Annotated in this window: 20 protein-coding genes; 7 read left to right on the forward strand and 13 right to left on the reverse strand. The window is 66.8% G+C overall.

The annotated features are described in order from the left end of the window. The first annotated feature begins 57 nt into the window (after positions 1-57). A complete protein-coding gene (locus KM135_RS13385) occupies positions 58-408 on the forward strand; it encodes a DUF2200 domain-containing protein (RefSeq protein ID WP_221714527.1) in 351 nt (116 codons plus the stop codon). 72 nt (positions 409-480) lie between these two features. Beyond that, complete coding sequence (locus KM135_RS13390; protein ID WP_221714528.1) at positions 481-1,662, forward strand: oxidoreductase; 1,182 nt, start codon at positions 481-483, stop codon at positions 1,660-1,662. Positions 1,663-1,681: 19 nt separating this feature from the next. Here the strand turns inward: KM135_RS13390 and bla are convergent, their stop codons facing one another. After that, positions 1,682-2,614 (reverse strand): class A beta-lactamase, encoded by a 933-nt coding sequence (gene bla, locus KM135_RS13395; protein WP_221714529.1) that lies wholly within the window; start codon positions 2,612-2,614, stop codon positions 1,682-1,684. A gap of 176 nt (positions 2,615-2,790) precedes the next feature. On the opposite strand from bla, the gene KM135_RS13400 reads away from it, so the two are divergent. Then, positions 2,791-3,195, forward strand: coding sequence for a GFA family protein (locus KM135_RS13400; RefSeq protein WP_221714530.1), 405 nt, complete (start codon positions 2,791-2,793; stop codon positions 3,193-3,195). Between the two features lie 177 nt (positions 3,196-3,372). Here KM135_RS13400 and KM135_RS13405 read toward each other — a convergent pair whose 3' ends face one another. The 11 genes from KM135_RS13405 to argH all read right to left on the reverse strand — a co-directional run bounded on the left by KM135_RS13405 (position 3,373) and on the right by argH (position 12,791). After that, positions 3,373-3,681, reverse strand: coding sequence for a hypothetical protein (locus KM135_RS13405; protein ID WP_246606096.1), 309 nt, complete (start codon positions 3,679-3,681; stop codon positions 3,373-3,375). Next, on the reverse strand, positions 3,678-4,844 hold the full coding sequence (ispG, locus tag KM135_RS13410) for a flavodoxin-dependent (E)-4-hydroxy-3-methylbut-2-enyl-diphosphate synthase (protein ID WP_221714531.1): 1,167 nt from the start codon (positions 4,842-4,844) through the stop codon (positions 3,678-3,680). The genes KM135_RS13405 and ispG overlap by 4 nt, the downstream gene beginning before the upstream one ends. Before the next feature lie 96 nt (positions 4,845-4,940). After that, the gene (locus tag KM135_RS13415) at positions 4,941-5,819 is read right to left on the reverse strand and encodes an SMP-30/gluconolactonase/LRE family protein (RefSeq protein WP_221714532.1); all 879 of its coding nucleotides are present in this window, start codon (positions 5,817-5,819) and stop codon (positions 4,941-4,943) included. Between the two features lie 94 nt (positions 5,820-5,913). Then, positions 5,914-6,522 (reverse strand): winged helix-turn-helix domain-containing protein, encoded by a 609-nt coding sequence (locus KM135_RS20155; RefSeq protein ID WP_343228192.1) that lies wholly within the window; start codon positions 6,520-6,522, stop codon positions 5,914-5,916. 31 nt (positions 6,523-6,553) lie between these two features. Continuing rightward, on the reverse strand, positions 6,554-7,495 hold the full coding sequence (locus KM135_RS13425; RefSeq protein ID WP_221714533.1) for a transposase: 942 nt from the start codon (positions 7,493-7,495) through the stop codon (positions 6,554-6,556). Beyond that, entirely contained in the window at positions 7,483-8,349 is an 867-nt protein-coding gene (locus KM135_RS13430) for a HEAT repeat domain-containing protein (protein ID WP_221714534.1), read from the reverse strand. The genes KM135_RS13425 and KM135_RS13430 overlap by 13 nt, the downstream gene beginning before the upstream one ends. Before the next feature lie 13 nt (positions 8,350-8,362). Next, positions 8,363-8,497: a hypothetical protein gene (locus KM135_RS20035; protein WP_281422179.1), complete on the reverse strand. Its 135-nt coding sequence runs from the start codon at positions 8,495-8,497 to the stop codon at positions 8,363-8,365. Positions 8,498-8,564: 67 nt separating this feature from the next. Next, positions 8,565-9,344, reverse strand: coding sequence for a precorrin-2 dehydrogenase/sirohydrochlorin ferrochelatase family protein (locus KM135_RS13435; RefSeq protein WP_221714535.1), 780 nt, complete (start codon positions 9,342-9,344; stop codon positions 8,565-8,567). Between the two features lie 202 nt (positions 9,345-9,546). Then, on the reverse strand, positions 9,547-10,809 hold the full coding sequence (lysA, locus tag KM135_RS13440) for a diaminopimelate decarboxylase (RefSeq protein ID WP_221714536.1): 1,263 nt from the start codon (positions 10,807-10,809) through the stop codon (positions 9,547-9,549). A 195-nt stretch (positions 10,810-11,004) separates the two neighbouring features. Then, the gene (locus tag KM135_RS13445) at positions 11,005-11,412 is read right to left on the reverse strand and encodes a hypothetical protein (RefSeq protein ID WP_221714537.1); all 408 of its coding nucleotides are present in this window, start codon (positions 11,410-11,412) and stop codon (positions 11,005-11,007) included. Further along, entirely contained in the window at positions 11,409-12,791 is a 1,383-nt protein-coding gene (gene argH, locus KM135_RS13450; RefSeq protein ID WP_221714692.1) for an argininosuccinate lyase, read from the reverse strand. Before argH ends, KM135_RS13445 begins: the two co-directional genes overlap by 4 nt. Before the next feature lie 31 nt (positions 12,792-12,822). On the opposite strand from argH, the gene KM135_RS13455 reads away from it, so the two are divergent. The 3 genes from KM135_RS13455 (at position 12,823) to KM135_RS13465 (ending at position 15,198) form a co-directional block, all read left to right on the forward strand. After that, on the forward strand, positions 12,823-13,476 hold the full coding sequence (locus tag KM135_RS13455; protein ID WP_246606098.1) for a TlpA family protein disulfide reductase: 654 nt from the start codon (positions 12,823-12,825) through the stop codon (positions 13,474-13,476). Positions 13,477-13,690: 214 nt separating this feature from the next. Beyond that, complete coding sequence (locus KM135_RS13460) at positions 13,691-14,407, forward strand: Bax inhibitor-1/YccA family protein (RefSeq protein WP_221714539.1); 717 nt, start codon at positions 13,691-13,693, stop codon at positions 14,405-14,407. 35 nt (positions 14,408-14,442) lie between these two features. Continuing rightward, complete coding sequence (locus KM135_RS13465; protein WP_221714540.1) at positions 14,443-15,198, forward strand: TerC family protein; 756 nt, start codon at positions 14,443-14,445, stop codon at positions 15,196-15,198. 124 nt (positions 15,199-15,322) lie between these two features. Here KM135_RS13465 and KM135_RS13470 read toward each other — a convergent pair whose 3' ends face one another. Further along, positions 15,323-15,583 (reverse strand): hypothetical protein, encoded by a 261-nt coding sequence (locus tag KM135_RS13470; RefSeq protein ID WP_221714541.1) that lies wholly within the window; start codon positions 15,581-15,583, stop codon positions 15,323-15,325. A gap of 422 nt (positions 15,584-16,005) precedes the next feature. On the opposite strand from KM135_RS13470, the gene KM135_RS13475 reads away from it, so the two are divergent. Next, on the forward strand, positions 16,006-16,263 hold the full coding sequence (locus tag KM135_RS13475; protein WP_221714542.1) for a YjhX family toxin: 258 nt from the start codon (positions 16,006-16,008) through the stop codon (positions 16,261-16,263). The last annotated feature ends 60 nt before the right edge of the window (positions 16,264-16,323 follow it).

Consider the following 16,323-nt stretch of genomic DNA (forward strand, 5'->3'; position numbering starts at 1 on the left):
GAGGCGAGGGGATGTTACGGCGCTGGCAATCCCGGGCGGGCAAACTAGGATGGCACCATGACCAGGCATCGCATCTATTCGGTCAGCGTCGCGAGCGTGTATCCGCATTATGTCGCCAAGGCGGAGAAGAAGGGTCGGACGAAGGCCGAGGTCGACCAGATCATCGGCTGGCTGACCGGGCACAGCGAAGCCTCGCTGGCCGAGACGCTGGCGAAGGGCACGACGTTCGAGGACTTCTTTGCCCAGGCTCCCCGGCTCAATCCCGCGCGGGAGCTGATCACCGGCGTGGTCTGCGGCATCCGTGTGGAGAACATCGCGGAGCCGCTGATGCGCGAGCTGCGCTATATGGACAAGCTGATCGACGAGCTCGCAAAAGGCAAGGCGATGGAGAAGATCCTGCGCGGGTAGCGCCGCGAGCGCATCCGGGGATTGTTAGCGCTGCACCGATCGCCTAGCCTCGCCCGCACAAGGGAGAGAGCCATGGCCGACACGAGTCTCGACGGACTGTTCACGCCGCTGACGATCGGCAACGTCACGTTGCGCAATCGCTTCGTCATGCCGGCCATGCAGATCGGCTTCACCGAGAATTGCGGGCCTTCGCCGCGCACCATCGATTATCTGCGCGGGCGGTCCGAAGGCGGGGCCGGGCTGATCTTCTCGGAGAGCTGCGCGCCGGATCATCCGAGTGGCTACTGGCAGGCGGCGTTCTGTGTCATGAACCCGGAGACGCGCGGGCGCTGGGAAGCACTGACGGAGGCGATCAAGGGCGCGGGCGCGGCCTTTGCGGTCCAGCTCTGGCATCCGGGCGGGCAGCGCCGGCCGATCGAGGGCTTTGCGCATGCCGATGCGCCGACGCTCAGCCCCTCCGGCCTGATCCAGGCGGAGCGCGAGGGCGGCCGGGCGATGACCGCCGCCGAGATGGACGACCTCGCTGATGCCTTCGTGCGCGCGGCGGAGGACGCGAAGGCGATCGGCGCGGACGGCGTCGAGCTGCATTGCGCGCATGGCTATCTCATGGACCAGTTCCTCTGGGCCGAGACCAATGTGCGCGAGGATGGCTATGGCGGCCCGGCCATTGCCGACCGGGCACGCTATCCGCTCGCTGTGGCCGCCGCGATCCGGCAGGCTGTCGGGCCGGACTTCCTCGTCTCCCTGCGCTTCTCGCAGTTCAAGGAAGTCGATTATGGCGCCCGCGTCTTCGAGACGCCCGAGGAACTGGCCGAGTTCGGCGCGCTGGCGAAGGCGGCAGGCGTGTCGATGCTCAACGTCTCCTCGCGCCGCTTCGGCAAGCCGGAATGGCCGGAGCAGGACGCCGCGCTCGGCATTGCCGGCTGGGCCAAGCGGCTGACCGGCCTGCCGGTCATGACGACAGGCAGCATCGGCCTCTCGACCGACATCTTCGCCGACCTGTTCGATGGCGAAGATCCGGGCCTGCGCATCGCCGCCGACCTTGCCGAGCTGGCGCGCCGCTTCAATGCTGGCGAGTTCGACATGGTCGGTGTCGGGCGGATGCACATCGCCAATGCCGACTTCGTGACCAAGGTGCGCGAAGGCCGCTTCGACGAACTGCGGCTGTACAACAAGGCGGTGGACCTCAAGCACCTGATGGAACAGGTCGTGCCTGGCGCGGTCGAGGAGCATCGCAAGACCGCCGACGTCTAGACCGGCGTCGGCTGCTGGCTCAGACCCGCGCGGCAATCCATTGCGCGGCGAGCTTGCCGGCCTGGGCCAGGGTCGCTTCGTGCTCCGCGCTGGCGCCGTTCCTGCCGGCCTCCAGAAAGCCGGTGACGAAGAAGGGTTCGGCGCGTTTCGGATGCCAGACGACCGCGATGTCGTTTGCCTTGTCGGCATAGGATGCGCCGTTCATCGTACCGGTCTTGTCGCCCGCGCGCCAGTCGGCGGGGAAGCCGCCGCGCAGGCGCTTGAGGCCGGTCTGGGTCCCGATCATCCAGCCGATCAGCAGCTCGCGCGAGGCTGGCGTCAGTACCGGGCCGGTCAGCAGGTCGCGCAGCGTGCGGGCCATCGCCGCCGCCGTGGTCGTGTCGCGCGGATCGCCGTCATGGCTGGTGTTGAGCTCGGGCTCGTAGCGGTCGAGCCGGGAGGTCCGGTCGCCGAGGCTGCGCCAGAAGGCGGTAAGCGCGGCTGGGCCGCCAACCTTGCGCAGCAGGATATTGGCCGCGCCATTGTCGCTCACCACCTGCGCCGCTTCGGCCAGCGCCAGCACGCTCATCGTCGTCTCGCCTTTATCCAGCGCCGTGCGCACGGCGGGGGCATGGCCGACCGGATCGTCCTTCGTGATCGGCAGCACGGCATCGCGCGCGATCTCGCCCGCATCGATCTTCGTCAGGATCTGCGCGGCGACCGAGAGCTTGAAGGTCGAGCACATGGTGAAGCGCTCGTCGAGACGATGGCCGGCGATCGTGCCGTCCTTCCCGTCCAGCACCGCGACGCCGATCTTGTTGCCGGAGCTTGCCTCCAGCGCGGCCAGCGCCTTGGCGATGTCGGGCAGGGCCGGCTTGGGCGCTGCGGGCGCAGTCGCCTCGGCGCAGGCGGCGAGCGGCGTGCAGACAAGGGCGAGGCCGCCGACAAGAGTGGCGCGCCGATCGATGAGCATGAGGTCGGTCCTTCAGCGGGCGGGAGGCTCGCGAAGGCAGGCTTCGATCGTGTTGCCGTCCGGGTCAAGCCTCGGGTGATCGGCCGCCGGGATTGTCGGTCAATTCTTGTCAGCAGTGTTTGTCCGGCATGGCCTTGCCGCTTTTCTGCGAGCCTGTCCCGGCCTAGAACCAGCCCATGATCGACCATATCGCCACATGCCGATGCGGACAGTTCAGCGCGACCTGCCAGGGCGATCCGGTGCGCGTCTCGGTCTGCCATTGCCTCAATTGCCAGAAGCGCTCGGGCAGTGCCTTTGCCGTGCAGGCGCGCTGGCCGGAGGACAAGGTCGCGCTTGGCGGCGCGTCCAGGGAATGGAGCTGCGTCAGTGACACCGGCAATCTGGCGCACTTCCGCTTCTGTCCGGACTGCGGATCGACCGTCGCCTTTGCCAGCGAGGGCGTGCCCGGCTTCGTCACCGTCGCGGTCGGCGCCTTTGCCGATCCGCAATTTCCGCGGCCGATGATTTCCATCTACGAGGAACGCAAGCACGACTGGGTTGCCGTGCTGGGCGATGAGGTCGAGCATTGGAGTGATGTTTAGGACCTGGTCCCCACTCCTCGGCCCGTTGATGAAGTCGATCTTGAGCTTCGCACCGGCCTTGCGGACACGGAAGACGGTGTTCTCGTTATCGACCGGGTGCGGCCATCGTGCCTTCGATCTGGGCTTGCGAGGGTGTCGATGCCAGCGCAGCAAGTAGCAAGGCTGCGCCGGGGGCCTTCACGTGGCGGTTTTTTCGTCGATCGAGGCGGGCGCGGGAATAGGTACGACCTTGATCCGCCCGACTTCCAGCTCGTCGATGCGCAGCGTGCCGATGCGGGCCTTGCCGATGCGCAGCCGGCCGATGGCGAGCGCGCCGATCGCCAGTGCGCCCATGGCAAAGGCCCCGAGCGCGACCGCGCCGAGGATCGTTGCGCCGGTTGCCGAGGCACCGGTGGCCGCAGCGCCCGTGGCTGATGCGCCGGTCGCGACGGCGCCCTGCTTGGTCCGCGTAAGGTGAATGAGCCGTTTGTGCGCAATCTTCATCATTCGGCCGCCACTGCCGTCGCCTTGCCGGCGTCGGTCGCTTCGGCTTCCAGCTTGGCGGCTTCGATCTCGGCGGCCTTGGCCTCGACCAGCGCGACGATATGGTCGATCATCGTCTCGTCCTGGATGTGATGGTCGGTCACGCCGGAGAGATAGACCATGTGCTTGCCGTTGCCGCCGCCGGTGATGCCGATGTCGGTCTCGCGCGCTTCGCCCGGTCCATTGACGACACAGCCGAGGACGGAAAGCGAAAGCGGCGTGTTGATATGCTGGAGGCGTGCTTCCAGCGCCTCGACGGTGCGGATGACGTCGAAGCCCTGGCGCGCGCAGCTCGGGCAGGAGATGACCTTGACCCCGCGCGTGCGGATGCCGAGCGACTTGAGGATCTCGTAGCCGACGCGGACTTCCTCTTCCGGCTCGGCGGAGAGCGAGACGCGGATGGTATCGCCGATGCCGGCCCAGAGCAGATTGCCGATGCCGATGGCCGACTTGACCGTGCCGCCGATCAGGCCGCCTGCCTCGGTGATGCCGAGATGCAGCGGGCAATCGACCGCGTCGGCCAGCTGCATGTAAGCGGCGACGGCAAGGAACACGTCGCTCGCCTTCACCGCGACCTTATATTCGTGGAAATCCTGATCCTGCAGCAGCTTGATATGGTCGAGCGCGGATTCGACCAGCGCCTCGGGGCAGGGCTCGCCATATTTCTCCAGCAGGTCCTTCTCGAGGGAGCCGCCATTGACGCCGATACGGATCGCGCAGCCATTGGCCTTGGCGGCGTCGACCACTTCCTTGACGCGGGCGGCCGAGCCGATGTTGCCGGGATTGATGCGCAAGCATGCGGCGCCGGCATCGGCGGCTTCGAGCGCGCGCTTATAGTGGAAGTGGATGTCGGCGATGATCGGCACCTTGGCGGCGCGGACGATCTGCTTGAGCGCGGCGGTCGATTCGACGTCCGGGCAGGAGACGCGGATGAGGTCGACGCCAGCCTCCTCGCAGCGGCGGATCTGGTCGATCGTGGCGCGCGCATCCGATGTCGGCGTGTTGGTCATGGTCTGGACGGTGACGGGCGCGCCGCCGCCGACGGGCACATTGCCGACCATGATCTGGCGGCACTCCCGCCGCGCAATATCGCGCCAGGGGCGCAGGCCGGGATTATGGTCTGACATTCGGGCTCCGGGGGAGAGACTATATTCGCGGGGCTTATAGCTCGGCGGGGGCAGCGAGGCGAGGACGGAGTTGGCGGATGCTCCGGGCGCTATCCGTCAGCCCGGGAATGGCACCTCCGGCAGGCCTGGCACATCGACCGGGAAGGAGAAGAGCGCGCCGGCATGAGGCTGCGTCGCGAGATCGGCATCCGACAGGGCGGCGCGTGCGCTGGTGACATAGGCGGTGCGCAGGTCCGGGCCGCCGAAGGCGATCATGGTCGGGCGTTTGACCGGCAGTTCGACGGTCTGGAGCAGGTCGCCCTCCGGCGACAGGCGCACGACGCGGCCACCGTCGAACAAGGCGCTCCAGTAGCAGCCCTCGGCATCGAAGGAGCCGCCATCCGGCCGTCCCTTGCCATGCTCGAAGCTGTGGATGATGCGGCGCTTCGAGAGTGTGCCGGTCGCCGGATCGACCTCATAAGCCCGCAGATCATGGCTCGGCGTGTCGGCATGGCGGAAGGCGGTGCCGTCCGCATTGAAGGCCGCGCCGTTGCACGTGAGCATGCCGCCCTCGACGAAGGCGAGCGCACCGTCGGGATCGAGCCGGTAAAGCGCGGCGTCGTGCGCGCTCTTGGTCATGTTGACCGAGCCGACCCAGAAGCGGCCGGCGGGATCGGTGCGGCCGTCATTGAAGCGCAGGTCCGGCCTGTCGGCGAAGATTTGCTCGCCAAAAGGCTTCGGTGCGGCGTCCCAATCGTCGAGCAGGGCGAAACCGTCCTTCATGGCGAGGACGAAGCCGCCCGCGGCGCGGAAAGCGAAACAGCCGACCGGTTGCTCGAAGCGGCGCACGTCGTCGAGGCCGGTTGCAGGATCGAACCGGTGCAGCTCGTTCGCGAGGATATCGACCCAGTAGAGCCGTTGCTCGCCGGCGTGCCAGCGGGGGCCTTCGCCAAGCAAGGCGCGGGTATCGAGGGCGATGGAGACGGGATGAGACATGGGGCGAGCTTGGAGCGGTGAGGGCATTTGGGCAAGGGAAAGTGGAGCGTTGCGGCTCCCCCTCCCGCCTGCGGGAGGGGGATAGGTCCTTCCTTCACGGATTCCCCGAGACCAGGGCGTAGCCGGCACCCTTGACCGTGCGCAGCATGGGCCAGTCGAAACCGCGATCGAGCTTGGCGCGCAGTCGCGAGATATGGACTTCCACCACATTGGTGCCGGGATCGAAGCCAAGCCGCCAGATGGCGCGCAGCAGCGCCTGACGCGAATGCGGATGGTCCGGCCGTCGGGCGAGGAAGTTCAGCAGCTCGAACTCGCGCTGGAGCAGCCCCAGGGTCCGCCCCTGCCGCCAGGCTTCGCGCTCGATGAGGTCGATTTCCAGCTCGCCGAGGCGCATCTGTGCGCCCGACGCGCCAGTGCCCGACTGGCCGGCGCGCGCGTGGCGTAGTGCTCGCACCAGCGCCTCGCCTTCGTCCATCCAGGGGCCGATGATGTCGAACGCGCCCGCAGCCAGGGCCTGAATGCGCGCGCGGGGATCGTCGCGCGTCTGCCAGATGAGGGCGTGGTCGGGCGGGTCGGCGGCATCCGGCGTGCAATGGCAGAGCCGCACCTTGAGACCGGCCTGACCGAGCGCATGGACGAGGCCGCTGAAACGCACGTTTCGCGCGACGCGATCTTCGCTGGCCCAGATCTCGATGAGGCGCACGGGTTCCCCGTCGCTGTGCGATCGACTGCCTTCAGGCTACGGCGAAACGTGCCGCAGCCCTAGCGTCATTGGGTCCGCATTGGAGATGGTTCAGGGCGAATCGGGCAGCGCGCGCCAGATGCGGGCAGTCGGTGCGCAGGGCAGCCTGGGCATGCGCAAAGCGCTGCGCTGGATCATCGCTGGCCGCATCCAGCGCGGCCCAGGCGGCGAGGCGCATGCGGGGATCGGGATGGGTGCCCAGGAAGTCCGTGGCGAGATCGATGCCGTTGCCCGAGCCGAAGCAGACCGAGAGGCGCAGCAGCAGCTCCGCACTGTTCGCCGTCATGCCCTGCAGGATGCGGCCTTCCTCCACATCGAACAGATATTGTCGCCGCCCGCGCTGCGCCGCCGTGAGCGGCATGACGTTGATCGAGACCGAGAGGCTCTCGGGTGGCAGCTGATCGTGAATATCGCGATTGGCGCGGTAGAGCAGCATCTTGCCTTGCGACAGCTGGCTGCGCTCGACGAAGCGCAGATCGACCTGCTCGCCCGGCAGGCCCGCTACGCTCTCCGGCTCGACCTCGTAATAGTCGGACCAGTAGCCGGGGCCGAGATAGCCGAGGGTCAGGAAATCGAACGCATGATCGTGCGGCATGCGGTAGAAGAAGCTGGCCGGGCCGCTGGTGCGCAGCACGGGGTCGCGCTCGCTCGGCCAGATGTTGGCGCGCAGGAAGAAGGGGCCGTCCGGCGCATGCAGCAGGATGACCTGCGGCGAATAATTGTTCCGCGCGAGCTGGCCGCTGCATTGCTCCTTGAGCGCATCGAGCGCCATGGCGGCAAGGAAAGCGCGGTTGTTGCCGAGCGCGCGCAGCACCGGGGCGACGGCGGCGAGGCCATCGGGACTGCCGCCGTCGAAGATGGGCGAGCGGCAGGCATCGACCAGATCGGCCAGATCGGCGACGGCATCGGTCTCATGGTCGATCACGCTGGGCATGAGAGGGTCTCCTGCTTTGCCAGCACGGCCTGAGCGGCCCCGCGCACGCCGGCATCGGGATCATGTGTGGCCATGACCTGCAGATGTGGCCACGCGGTCGCGGCATCGAGCGCGAGCAGTTCGCGCATGACGGTCCAGCGTTCGGACGGCGCGGGGCGGTCCAGCAGCCCGACCATCTCGGGCGCTGCGGCGCTGGCGCCGAGTTCGCGCAGCACGGTGAGCAGCATGGCGGAGCGGGCAAAGCCCTCGTCCGCCTGCACGGCGCCGATGAACGCGCCGTCCGGCAGCGCGTAGCGGCGCACGGGCGGCGGTGGCGTGCGTTCGATGCGCGCGCGCAGCAGCAGGATCGGGCGCGCTTGCGGCAGGATGCGCAGGGATTGCCGTCGCTCGTCGAGCGCGAGCCGCTGGCCGGGGCGCAAGGTGATCGCGCGGCTGCGGCAGCGGCGATGATCGGCCGTGACGGCGGCGAACAGCGCTTGCGTCGGCACAGGCGAAAGCAGCCGGTAGAGTGCCTGCGCGCCGGAGAAGCCGATGCTCTGGGCCGATGGTGGCGCACCGGCATCGTCGCCGCGCTCGGCTTCGCCCTCGATCAGGGTCAGCATGATGCGGGCGGGCGGGGCAGAGGCGAGCGTCAGGCTCAGCACGGGTCCATTACGGGAGGTCTGCTGGCCGATACCGGCGGAGGGATCAGCGCGGAGCGGCGCGATCATCTCGTCCGCGAGGTCGGCGAGCCAGCCGGTGTCGATGAAGAGCGGCGTCAGCCGCGCAATGGCCTCGCCCGGATCGTCCGCCGCCGCGGAATGAGCGACGGCCTCCTGCAACCGCCGTTGAGCCTGGTCGGATTGGAGGAGCACCGTCGCTGCCCGATCAGGGATTGGTGATGATCGAGATGATGATGTGATCGCTGACCAGCTGCATGGCCGTCGGGTCGATCGCCGCGTCGAACAGGGCGGCTTCGCCGTCGAGCAACGGCAGGTCTTCGATTGCGATGGTCCTGGGCATGAGATGTCCTTTCGTGCGGGGCCTGTCCCCAACGAAAGGCTAGTGGCGGCGCGCTGTTCGGCGCCAATTACAACGGTGTAATGCGCAGGATCAGGGTGAGGCCCGGCGCTTCGGGCGGCGCGGCACCGGCAGGCAGCACGAGGCGCGCAGCATCGGCGCGGGCGCGGGCGAGCAGTGCCGGAGGGACCGATCCGTCGTGGATGATCCGGTCGGCCTCGCCGAGCAGGCGCGCGGTGCGCAGGGTGAGATCGTCAGGATCGATCGAGTGCAGCCGGATCGTCTCGGTGCGATCGGGCGTGACATCGGCCGCGTTGCCGAGCCAGTCGGCCACGGCTTCCGCGGCGTGATCGGTAAAGGGATCGAGGGGGCCGCCGTCACGCAGAGCGGCGTCCAGCGCCATGCGGCGGTCGCGCGCATCGGGCCAGCGATCGCGCAAGGCAGAGCGCGCGGCAGCCAGAGCGCCGGCAAGCGCCCCCAGCCCTTGCGGCAGAAGGCGCTCGATGCGCTGGCGCACGGCCTTGGCAAGGCCCGCCGATGCGCCGCCGGTCCCGACGGCGATCAAAACCGGGTCGCGGTCCACGATAGCGGGCGTGGTGAAATCGCACAACGCGGGCTGATCGACCACGTTGACCAGCAGGCCGCGCGCCTTGAGCCGGGATGCGGCTTGGGCGCCCTCGTTGGCCAGTTCGAATGCAACGAAGGCGATGCGCGCCTCCGCATCATCCTCGCCGACCGGCATACCGCCTGCCCTTTCGATCAGTCGGCGCTTCGCTTCGGCCGCCTCGCCAGCGCCTAGCAGGATCACGGGCTGGCCAGAAAGCTTCAGGAAAAGCGGTAGGCTGTGCATGACTCCCTCCTATCCGGTCGTCCGGGACTTGTCGAAGGGTGGTCCTTGCTTAGCCCCTCCTCTTCAGAGGAGGGGAAGGGGGTGGTGGCGATGCGCAGCATCGCTCGCGCAGCGATCATTCGGTAAGTGCGATACCACCCCAACCCCTCCTCTGAAGAGGAGGGGCTAGAGACGGCTTTCTCCGACTCTCCGCCCAACCGACTCAGTCGTTCAGAAAGTCCGGCACCCGCTCGGCGGCGATGATCGCCTCGGGCAGGATGCGGTCGGCGACGACGGCGAACTTGTCGCCATCGACCATCACTTCGGGCACCAGCGCGCGGCTGTTGTAGGTGCTGGCCATGGTCGCGCCATAGGCGCCGGCGGTGCGGAAGACGGCGAGGTCGCCGCTCTTCACGACGTCGATCTCGCGTTCCATCGCGAAGGTATCCCCGCTCTCGCAGACCGGGCCGGCGATGTTGGCGACGATCCGCTCGCCGGTCGGGGCGACGGCCTCGAAATCGTGCCAGGCGTCGTACATGGCCGGGCGCGCGAGATCGTTCATGGCCGCGTCGACGATGATGAAGGGGCGGATCGCGCCCGGCTTCACCCAGATGACGCGGGTCAAGAGCACGCCGGCATTGCCGACGATGACGCGGCCTGGCTCGAAATAGAGCGTGACGTCCCAGCCCCGGGTCGCGCGCTCGACCATCGCGCCATAATCGGCTGGCGAGGGCGGCACCTTGTCGCGCTCATAGGGCACGCCGAGCCCGCCGCCGAGATCGACGCGGTCGATCGTGTGACCCACCGCGCGCAAGGTATGGACGAGATCGCCGAGCTTGCCATAGGCGGCCTCGATCGGCCCGAGATCGAAGATCTGGCTGCCGATATGCGCCGCGATGCCGCGCAGGTTGAGGCCCGGCAGGGTCGAGAGGCGCGCGAAGATGCCCGGCGCGTCGCCGATCGGCACGCCGAACTTGTTTTCCTTCTTGCCGGTCGAGATCTTGGCGTGCGTACCCGCGTCGACATCCGGATTGACGCGCAGGACGGCGTCGGCGGTCTTGCCCATCGATGCGGCGATCTCGGCAAGCGCGACGCCTTCTTCCTCCAGCTCCAGATTGAACTGGCCGACGCCCGCTTCCAGCGCCTCGCGCAGTTCGATGCGGGTTTTGCCGACGCCGGAGAAGACGATGTCCTCGCCCGGCATGCCCGCCGCCAGCGCGCGCTTCACTTCGCCGCCCGAGACGACGTCCGCGCCATAGCCTTGGCGCGCCAGCACCCGGAGCACGGCGATATTGGGATTGGCCTTGATCGCGAAGGCGATGTGCTTGCGCCCGATGCGCTGAAGACCCTCGCGGAACACGTTCGCATGTCGCTCGAGCGTCGCGCGCGAATAGACATAGACGGGCGTACCGACAGCCTCGGCAATCGCGCTCATCGGCACGTCCTCGGCGTGAAGCACGCCGTTCCTGTAAGCGAAATGGTCCATGTCGGCGGCCCCTAGAGGCTGGACGGTCCTAAGGGAACCAAGTTTTCCGAGGGCGGGGGAAAGCTTGGGGCCGATCTGGGTGCGGTTCGTCCATCCAATATCATCGTCATTCCCGCGAACGCGGGAATCCAGGGGCGCAATGGCATTGCTGCTGATTTCTGGATTCCCGCGTTCGCGGGAATGACGAAGTCGGGGTTACTCGCCGCTATTGCTGGCCGGTGGCGGCTCGTCGGGCGTGTCGTCGTTCGCATCGACCGTGTCGGGCAGGCCCTGGCGCGTCGTGTTCTTGTCCTGCGCCGTGTTTTCCGGCGGGGGAACAGCGGCGGCGGCGTCATTGGGCCGGGTCGGCGTGCGGCCGTTATTGGGGCCGGGCGGCAGGGCGAAAGGGTCGTCCTCGCGCTTGACGGACTTGGTGAGCAGGTCCGCCTGACGATCGGGCTGTGCCTGGGTCGAGGGCGTCATCAGCTCCGGCGCGGTCTCGCGGCGGTCGGCATTGGCGGCCTTAGGCACTTCGCTCATGCCCTGTTGCGGGCGCAGGCGCGTGGCCGATCCGCAGGCAGTGAGCGCGGCGAGCGCGATCAGGATCGCCAGGGGACGCATCATTGGCCGGCTTCCTTGTCGAGCGCCGCACGCGCCTCGGCGATACGCACGCGCACTTGCTCGGGCGCCGTGCCGCCATAGCTCTTGCGGCTGGCGACCGAGGCATCGACGGTGAGCACGGCATAGACGCGCTCATCGATCCGCTCGTCGATGGCCTTCAGCGTCTCGATCGGCAAGTCAGCCAAAGCCGTGCCCGCCGTCTCGGCCGCCTTGACCGCGCGGCCGGTGATGTGATGCGCCTCGCGGAACGGCACGCCCGCTTCGCGCACCAGCCAGTCGGCCAAGTCGGTCGCGGTCGAGAAGCCGCTTTCCGCCAGTGCGCGCATGCGGTCGGCGCGGAAGCGTGTCGTCTCGACCATGCCGGTCATCGCGGTGATCGAGAGGCCGAGCAGGTCATGCGCCTCGAAGAGCGGCGGCTTATCGTCCTGCATGTCCTTCGAATAAGCCAGCGGCAGGCCCTTCATGGTGACGCACAGGCTCGTCATGCAGCCCATGATGCGCCCGGCATGGCCACGCACCAGCTCGGCCGCGTCCGGGTTGCGCTTCTGCGGCATGATCGAGCTGCCGGTCGAATAGGCGTCGGGCAGACTGATGAAGCCGAAGGGCTGGCTCGCCCAGATCACGAACTCTTCCGCCAGCCGCGAGAGGTGCAGGCTGCACTGCGTCGCCGCCATCAGATAATCGAGCGCGAAATCGCGGTCCGAGACGCTGTCGAGGCTGTTGCGCGTCGGCCCGTCGAAGCCCAGCGAGGCGGCCGTCGCATGACGATCGATCGGGAAGCCGGTGCCTGCGAGCGCAGCGGCGCCGAGCGGCGAGAGGTTCATCCGCGCCCGGGCATCGGCGAAGCGCGAGCGGTCGCGGGCGATCATCTCGTGATAGGCCATGAGATGATGGCCGAGCGTCACCGGCTGGGCGCTCTGGAGATGCGTGAAGCCGGGCATCACCGTCTCGGCATGCTCGGCCGCCCGATCGACCAGCGCGCGCTGCAGCGCGTAGAGCGCGTGATCGACATCCTCGATGGCGTCGCGCACGAACAGGCGGAAATCGGTCGCGACCTGATCGTTGCGCGAGCGGGCCGTGTGCAGGCGGCCGGCGACCGGGCCGATCTTCTGCGCAAGGCGGCTCTCGGTCGCCATGTGGATGTCCTCGAGCGCGAGGTCTTCCGGCAAGTCGCCCGCGTCATATTCCGCGTGGATCGCTTCCAGACCGCCCACGATCTGCGCGGCCTCCTCGGCGCTCAGGATCCCTTGCGCGCCCAGCATGCGGGCATGCGCGATCGAGCCGGCGACATCCTGACGCCACAGCCGCTTGTCGAAGGGGAGCGAGGCATTTATCTCGCGCATGACCGCGGCCGGGCCTTCCTCGAAGCGCCCGCCCCACATGTTGTTCGCCCCCCTGTTTCCGGAGTCTGCCATGCGCTCTTTTGCTGCCCTTGCTGTCCTGATCGGCCTCTCGCTGGCCATGAGCGCGTGCGATAGGCAATCCGGGGAGGCGGCGCAAGGATCGGCCAAGGACGGCGCGGCAAGCAATGCCGCTGCGCCGGACGAAGTGACGGCGGACGAAGTGACGAGCGACGAAGTGCCGTCCGATGGCCCAAGCGGCGCGGGCGAGGCATTCAAGCACGAGGTGGACGAAAGTCACAAGGGCGAGGCCATGCCGGACAAGACGTTCACCGCCGCCGACGGCAAGCCGGCGACGCTGAAGCAGATCGCGGGCGGCAAGCCGATGCTCGTCAATCTCTGGGCGACCTGGTGCGCGCCCTGCGTCGCCGAGCTGCCGGCGCTCGACAAGGCGGCCGCTGCCGCCGCTGCCAAGGGCATCAAGGTGATCGCCGTCTCGCAGGATCAGGAGCAGAGCGTCGTGCGCCCCTTCTGGAGCGCCCGCAAACTGGCGACCTTGCAGACCTGGCTCGATCCCGAAAATGCGCTCGGCTTCCATTATGCGACAGGCACGCTGCCGACCACGATCCTCTACGACGCGCAGGGCAAGGAAGTGGTGCGGATCGTCGGCGCGCTCGAATGGGGCGGGGCCGAGGGCCAGGCGCTGATCGCGCGAATCGGGGGCTGAGTGGGCCTGTTTGCCGCTTTGCTGCGACGTTATTGATTTGTAAGCCGGCAACCCCTATCTTGCGCGTAATGCGGGCCGGGCCCCTCTGGCGATCGTTTCGGCGGTCGTGATGTCGGACCGCATCGAGTGCGCTCGATGCCGGTCATATTCTTTCGATTTTCAGGCCGGCGGAAAAGCCACTCGTTTGACAGTCAAGCAAACGAGGTTTTTTGCTATGTTTGAACAAGAGCGGGTTCTCCAGCGCAGCGGCAGGGTGCAGGATAGCGCCCTGTTCGATGCGGGCCTGCGCTCGCACATGCTGCGCATCTACAATTTCATGGCGTCCGGCGTGCTGCTCACGGGTATCGTGGCGCTGGCCGTCGCGTCCACGCCGGTCCTCGTCCAGCTCGTCTTCGGCACGCCGCTGAAGTGGGTGTTCATGTTCGCCCCGCTGGCGTTCGTGTTCTTCTTCAGCTTCCGCATCAACAAGATGAGCGCGGCGGCTGCGCAGGGCGCCTACTGGGCGTTTGCGGCGGTGATGGGCGTCTCGATGGCGTCGATCTTCCTCGTGTTCACGGGCACGAGCATTGCCCAGACCTTCTTCGTGGCGGCGGCGATGTTTACCGCGATGAGCCTCTACGGCTATACGACGAAGGCGGACCTGTCGAAGTTCGGCAGCTTCCTCATCATGGGCGTGGTCGGCATCCTGATCGCGAGCCTGGTCAACCTGTTCATGCAGTCGAGCGCGATGCAGTTCGCCATCTCGGTGCTGGGCGTGCTGATCTTCACTGGCCTGACCGCCTGGGACACGCAGCGCATCAAGGAAGACTATGCCCATAATCTCAGCCATGAGACCGAGACCAAGATGGCGGTGTTCGGCGCGCTTTCGCTGTACCTGAACTTCGTCAATATCTTCCAGTTCCTGCTGAACCTGATGGGCGAGCGCGAGTAATCGCGCTCCCCCTTTTGCAGAAAGGTTAGCCGGTCATGTTGGAAGGCCTCACCGCCCTGGCGAGCGAACCCGCCGCCTGGGTGGCTCTTGCTACGCTTGTCGCCATGGAAGTGGTGCTGGGCGTCGACAATCTCATCTTCATATCGGTGCTGTCGAACAAGCTGCCCGCCGAAACCCGCGTGAAGGCGCGGCGGATCGGCATCGGCCTCGCGCTCGGCATGCGGCTGGCGCTGCTCGCCTCCATCGCCTGGATCGTGCAGCTCACCGCGCCCATCTTCGAGGCATTCGGGCGGGCCTTCTCCTGGCGCGACCTGATCCTGATCGCGGGCGGTCTCTTCCTCGTCTGGAAGGCGACAAAGGAGATCCATCACACGATCGACCCCAAGCCGAACGCGGATCTGTTCGACACCGCAGCCGTGAGCATCGGCTTCACGGCGGCGATCGGCCAGATCATCCTGCTCGATCTTGTCTTCTCGATCGACAGCATCATCACGGCGGTCGGCATGACGGACAATATCGCGATCATGGTGATCGCGGTGGTCGTGGCGGTGGCGGTCATGATGTTCGCGGCGACACCGCTTGCCGACTTCATCGAGCGCAATCCCACGGTCGTGATGCTGGCGCTGAGCTTCCTGATGCTGATCGGCACGACCTTGATTGCCGAGGGTTTCGGCGCGCATGTGCCCAAGGGCTATGTCTATGCGGCGATGGCCTTCTCGGCGCTGGTCGAGGCGCTCAACATTCTTGCCCGCCGGCGCCAGCAGGCGCGCAAGGCAGTGCGCGAAAGCTGACAAAGGAAACGGCCGCCGACGCCCTTGCGCGTCGCGGCCGTGTCGAGCCGTTGCTCAGACCCTTGTCGGTTGGCGCCGCCCTCTGAGGGGATGGGCGGCGCTACCGTCAGGAGGTCGGGCTGGCTTAGTTCTGATTGCTCGAAGCAGGCGCGTTCGAGGCGAGTTCCGACTTGCTGTTGATCGAAGCGATCTCGGCACCCTGGGCCGTCAGTTCGGCTTCGGTGACGCAGACGCGCGCGGGGATCAGCGACGACGTGACCGGCTGCTTCACGCAATAATAGGTGTCGCCGTTCTTCTTCACGACCTTGGCTTCATACTTCTCGGCGAGAGCCGGAGCCGAAACGGTGGCGGCAGCGGCGATGATGATGGTGGCGAACTTGAACATGATAATCTCCTCACTCCTGGGGTACTTCAACAAGCGGGGATGCTTGTGCCTGTCCTAGTGCATTAAGCGTGCCAAACAGACAAACTATTGAAATATAAAGAAATATGGGGTTTTTGGAAGAAGGGTTTTCGTGCGATATATCCGACTTGTTGGGATATTTCGCCAAAGGTGTGGAATTTGTTCGATTGTGACAACGGCATGACGCAGGATCCGGGATTCCGTTACGTTAACAAGGCGAGTGAGCGCCTACATTGACGCCTCCGTCCCGGAGGCGGTACAAAAGCGCCGTGTCTATGCAGGAAATTGCCTGAACCACTGAGCATCCCCGCAAGGGAGTGATGCCGAGAACCGCCGAAGCTGGCGCGGTCCTGCCGCGTCGTGAGCCTTCGGCCGTGACCTCACGCCAGTGACAGGTTTTCCCAATGAACATTTCCAGGGGCGAACAGCGCGTGCTGCACGTGCTCGCCAAGGGCGGCTATATCCGCCACTATTTCGATGCGCGCGGGCGCATCCATCTCGTCGAATGCTATACCCATGACGGCCTCGTGCTGGCCGATTGCGATCTTGCCCTGTTCGGCAAGCTGCGCCGCAGGCGGCTGATCGAATCCTTCGCCTCCAGCCCCTATCGCATTTCCCGGCTCGGGCGCGAGGCGGTGCGGCCACAGCTCGACAATCGATGAAGAGACAAGGGCGATGAAGGACGGCGGCGGCGGGACGAGCCTGTCGCCGCCGCCTTGACT

This window comes from Sphingobium xanthum, from assembly GCF_019737615.1.
In the GTDB taxonomy this organism is placed as follows: domain Bacteria; phylum Pseudomonadota; class Alphaproteobacteria; order Sphingomonadales; family Sphingomonadaceae; genus Sphingobium; species Sphingobium xanthum.

Bases quoted from the DNA above. Each gene is read 5' to 3' on its own strand.
- KM135_RS13435 (WP_221714535.1), bottom strand. From the start codon at position 9,344: ATGCACAGCCTACCGCTTTTCCTGAAGCTTTCTGGCCAGCCCGTGATC.
- argH (WP_221714692.1), bottom strand. From the start codon at position 12,791: ATGTGGGGCGGGCGCTTCGAGGAAGGCCCGGCCGCGGTCATGCGCGAG.
- KM135_RS13425 (WP_221714533.1), bottom strand. From the start codon at position 7,495: ATGCCCAGCGTGATCGACCATGAGACCGATGCCGTCGCCGATCTGGCC.
- KM135_RS13475 (WP_221714542.1), top strand. From the start codon at position 16,006: ATGAACATTTCCAGGGGCGAACAGCGCGTGCTGCACGTGCTCGCCAAG.
- KM135_RS13385 (WP_221714527.1), top strand. From the start codon at position 58: ATGACCAGGCATCGCATCTATTCGGTCAGCGTCGCGAGCGTGTATCCG.
- bla (WP_221714529.1), bottom strand. From the start codon at position 2,614: ATGCTCATCGATCGGCGCGCCACTCTTGTCGGCGGCCTCGCCCTTGTC.
- KM135_RS13400 (WP_221714530.1), top strand. From the start codon at position 2,791: ATGATCGACCATATCGCCACATGCCGATGCGGACAGTTCAGCGCGACC.
- KM135_RS13405 (WP_246606096.1), bottom strand. From the start codon at position 3,681: ATGATGAAGATTGCGCACAAACGGCTCATTCACCTTACGCGGACCAAG.
- KM135_RS13460 (WP_221714539.1), top strand. From the start codon at position 13,691: ATGTTTGAACAAGAGCGGGTTCTCCAGCGCAGCGGCAGGGTGCAGGAT.
- KM135_RS13465 (WP_221714540.1), top strand. From the start codon at position 14,443: ATGTTGGAAGGCCTCACCGCCCTGGCGAGCGAACCCGCCGCCTGGGTG.
- KM135_RS13415 (WP_221714532.1), bottom strand. From the start codon at position 5,819: ATGTCTCATCCCGTCTCCATCGCCCTCGATACCCGCGCCTTGCTTGGC.
- KM135_RS20035 (WP_281422179.1), bottom strand. From the start codon at position 8,497: ATGCCCAGGACCATCGCAATCGAAGACCTGCCGTTGCTCGACGGCGAA.
- ispG (WP_221714531.1), bottom strand. From the start codon at position 4,844: ATGTCAGACCATAATCCCGGCCTGCGCCCCTGGCGCGATATTGCGCGG.
- KM135_RS13390 (WP_221714528.1), top strand. From the start codon at position 481: ATGGCCGACACGAGTCTCGACGGACTGTTCACGCCGCTGACGATCGGC.
- KM135_RS13470 (WP_221714541.1), bottom strand. From the start codon at position 15,583: ATGTTCAAGTTCGCCACCATCATCATCGCCGCTGCCGCCACCGTTTCG.
- KM135_RS13455 (WP_246606098.1), top strand. From the start codon at position 12,823: ATGCGCTCTTTTGCTGCCCTTGCTGTCCTGATCGGCCTCTCGCTGGCC.
- lysA (WP_221714536.1), bottom strand. From the start codon at position 10,809: ATGGACCATTTCGCTTACAGGAACGGCGTGCTTCACGCCGAGGACGTG.
- KM135_RS13445 (WP_221714537.1), bottom strand. From the start codon at position 11,412: ATGATGCGTCCCCTGGCGATCCTGATCGCGCTCGCCGCGCTCACTGCC.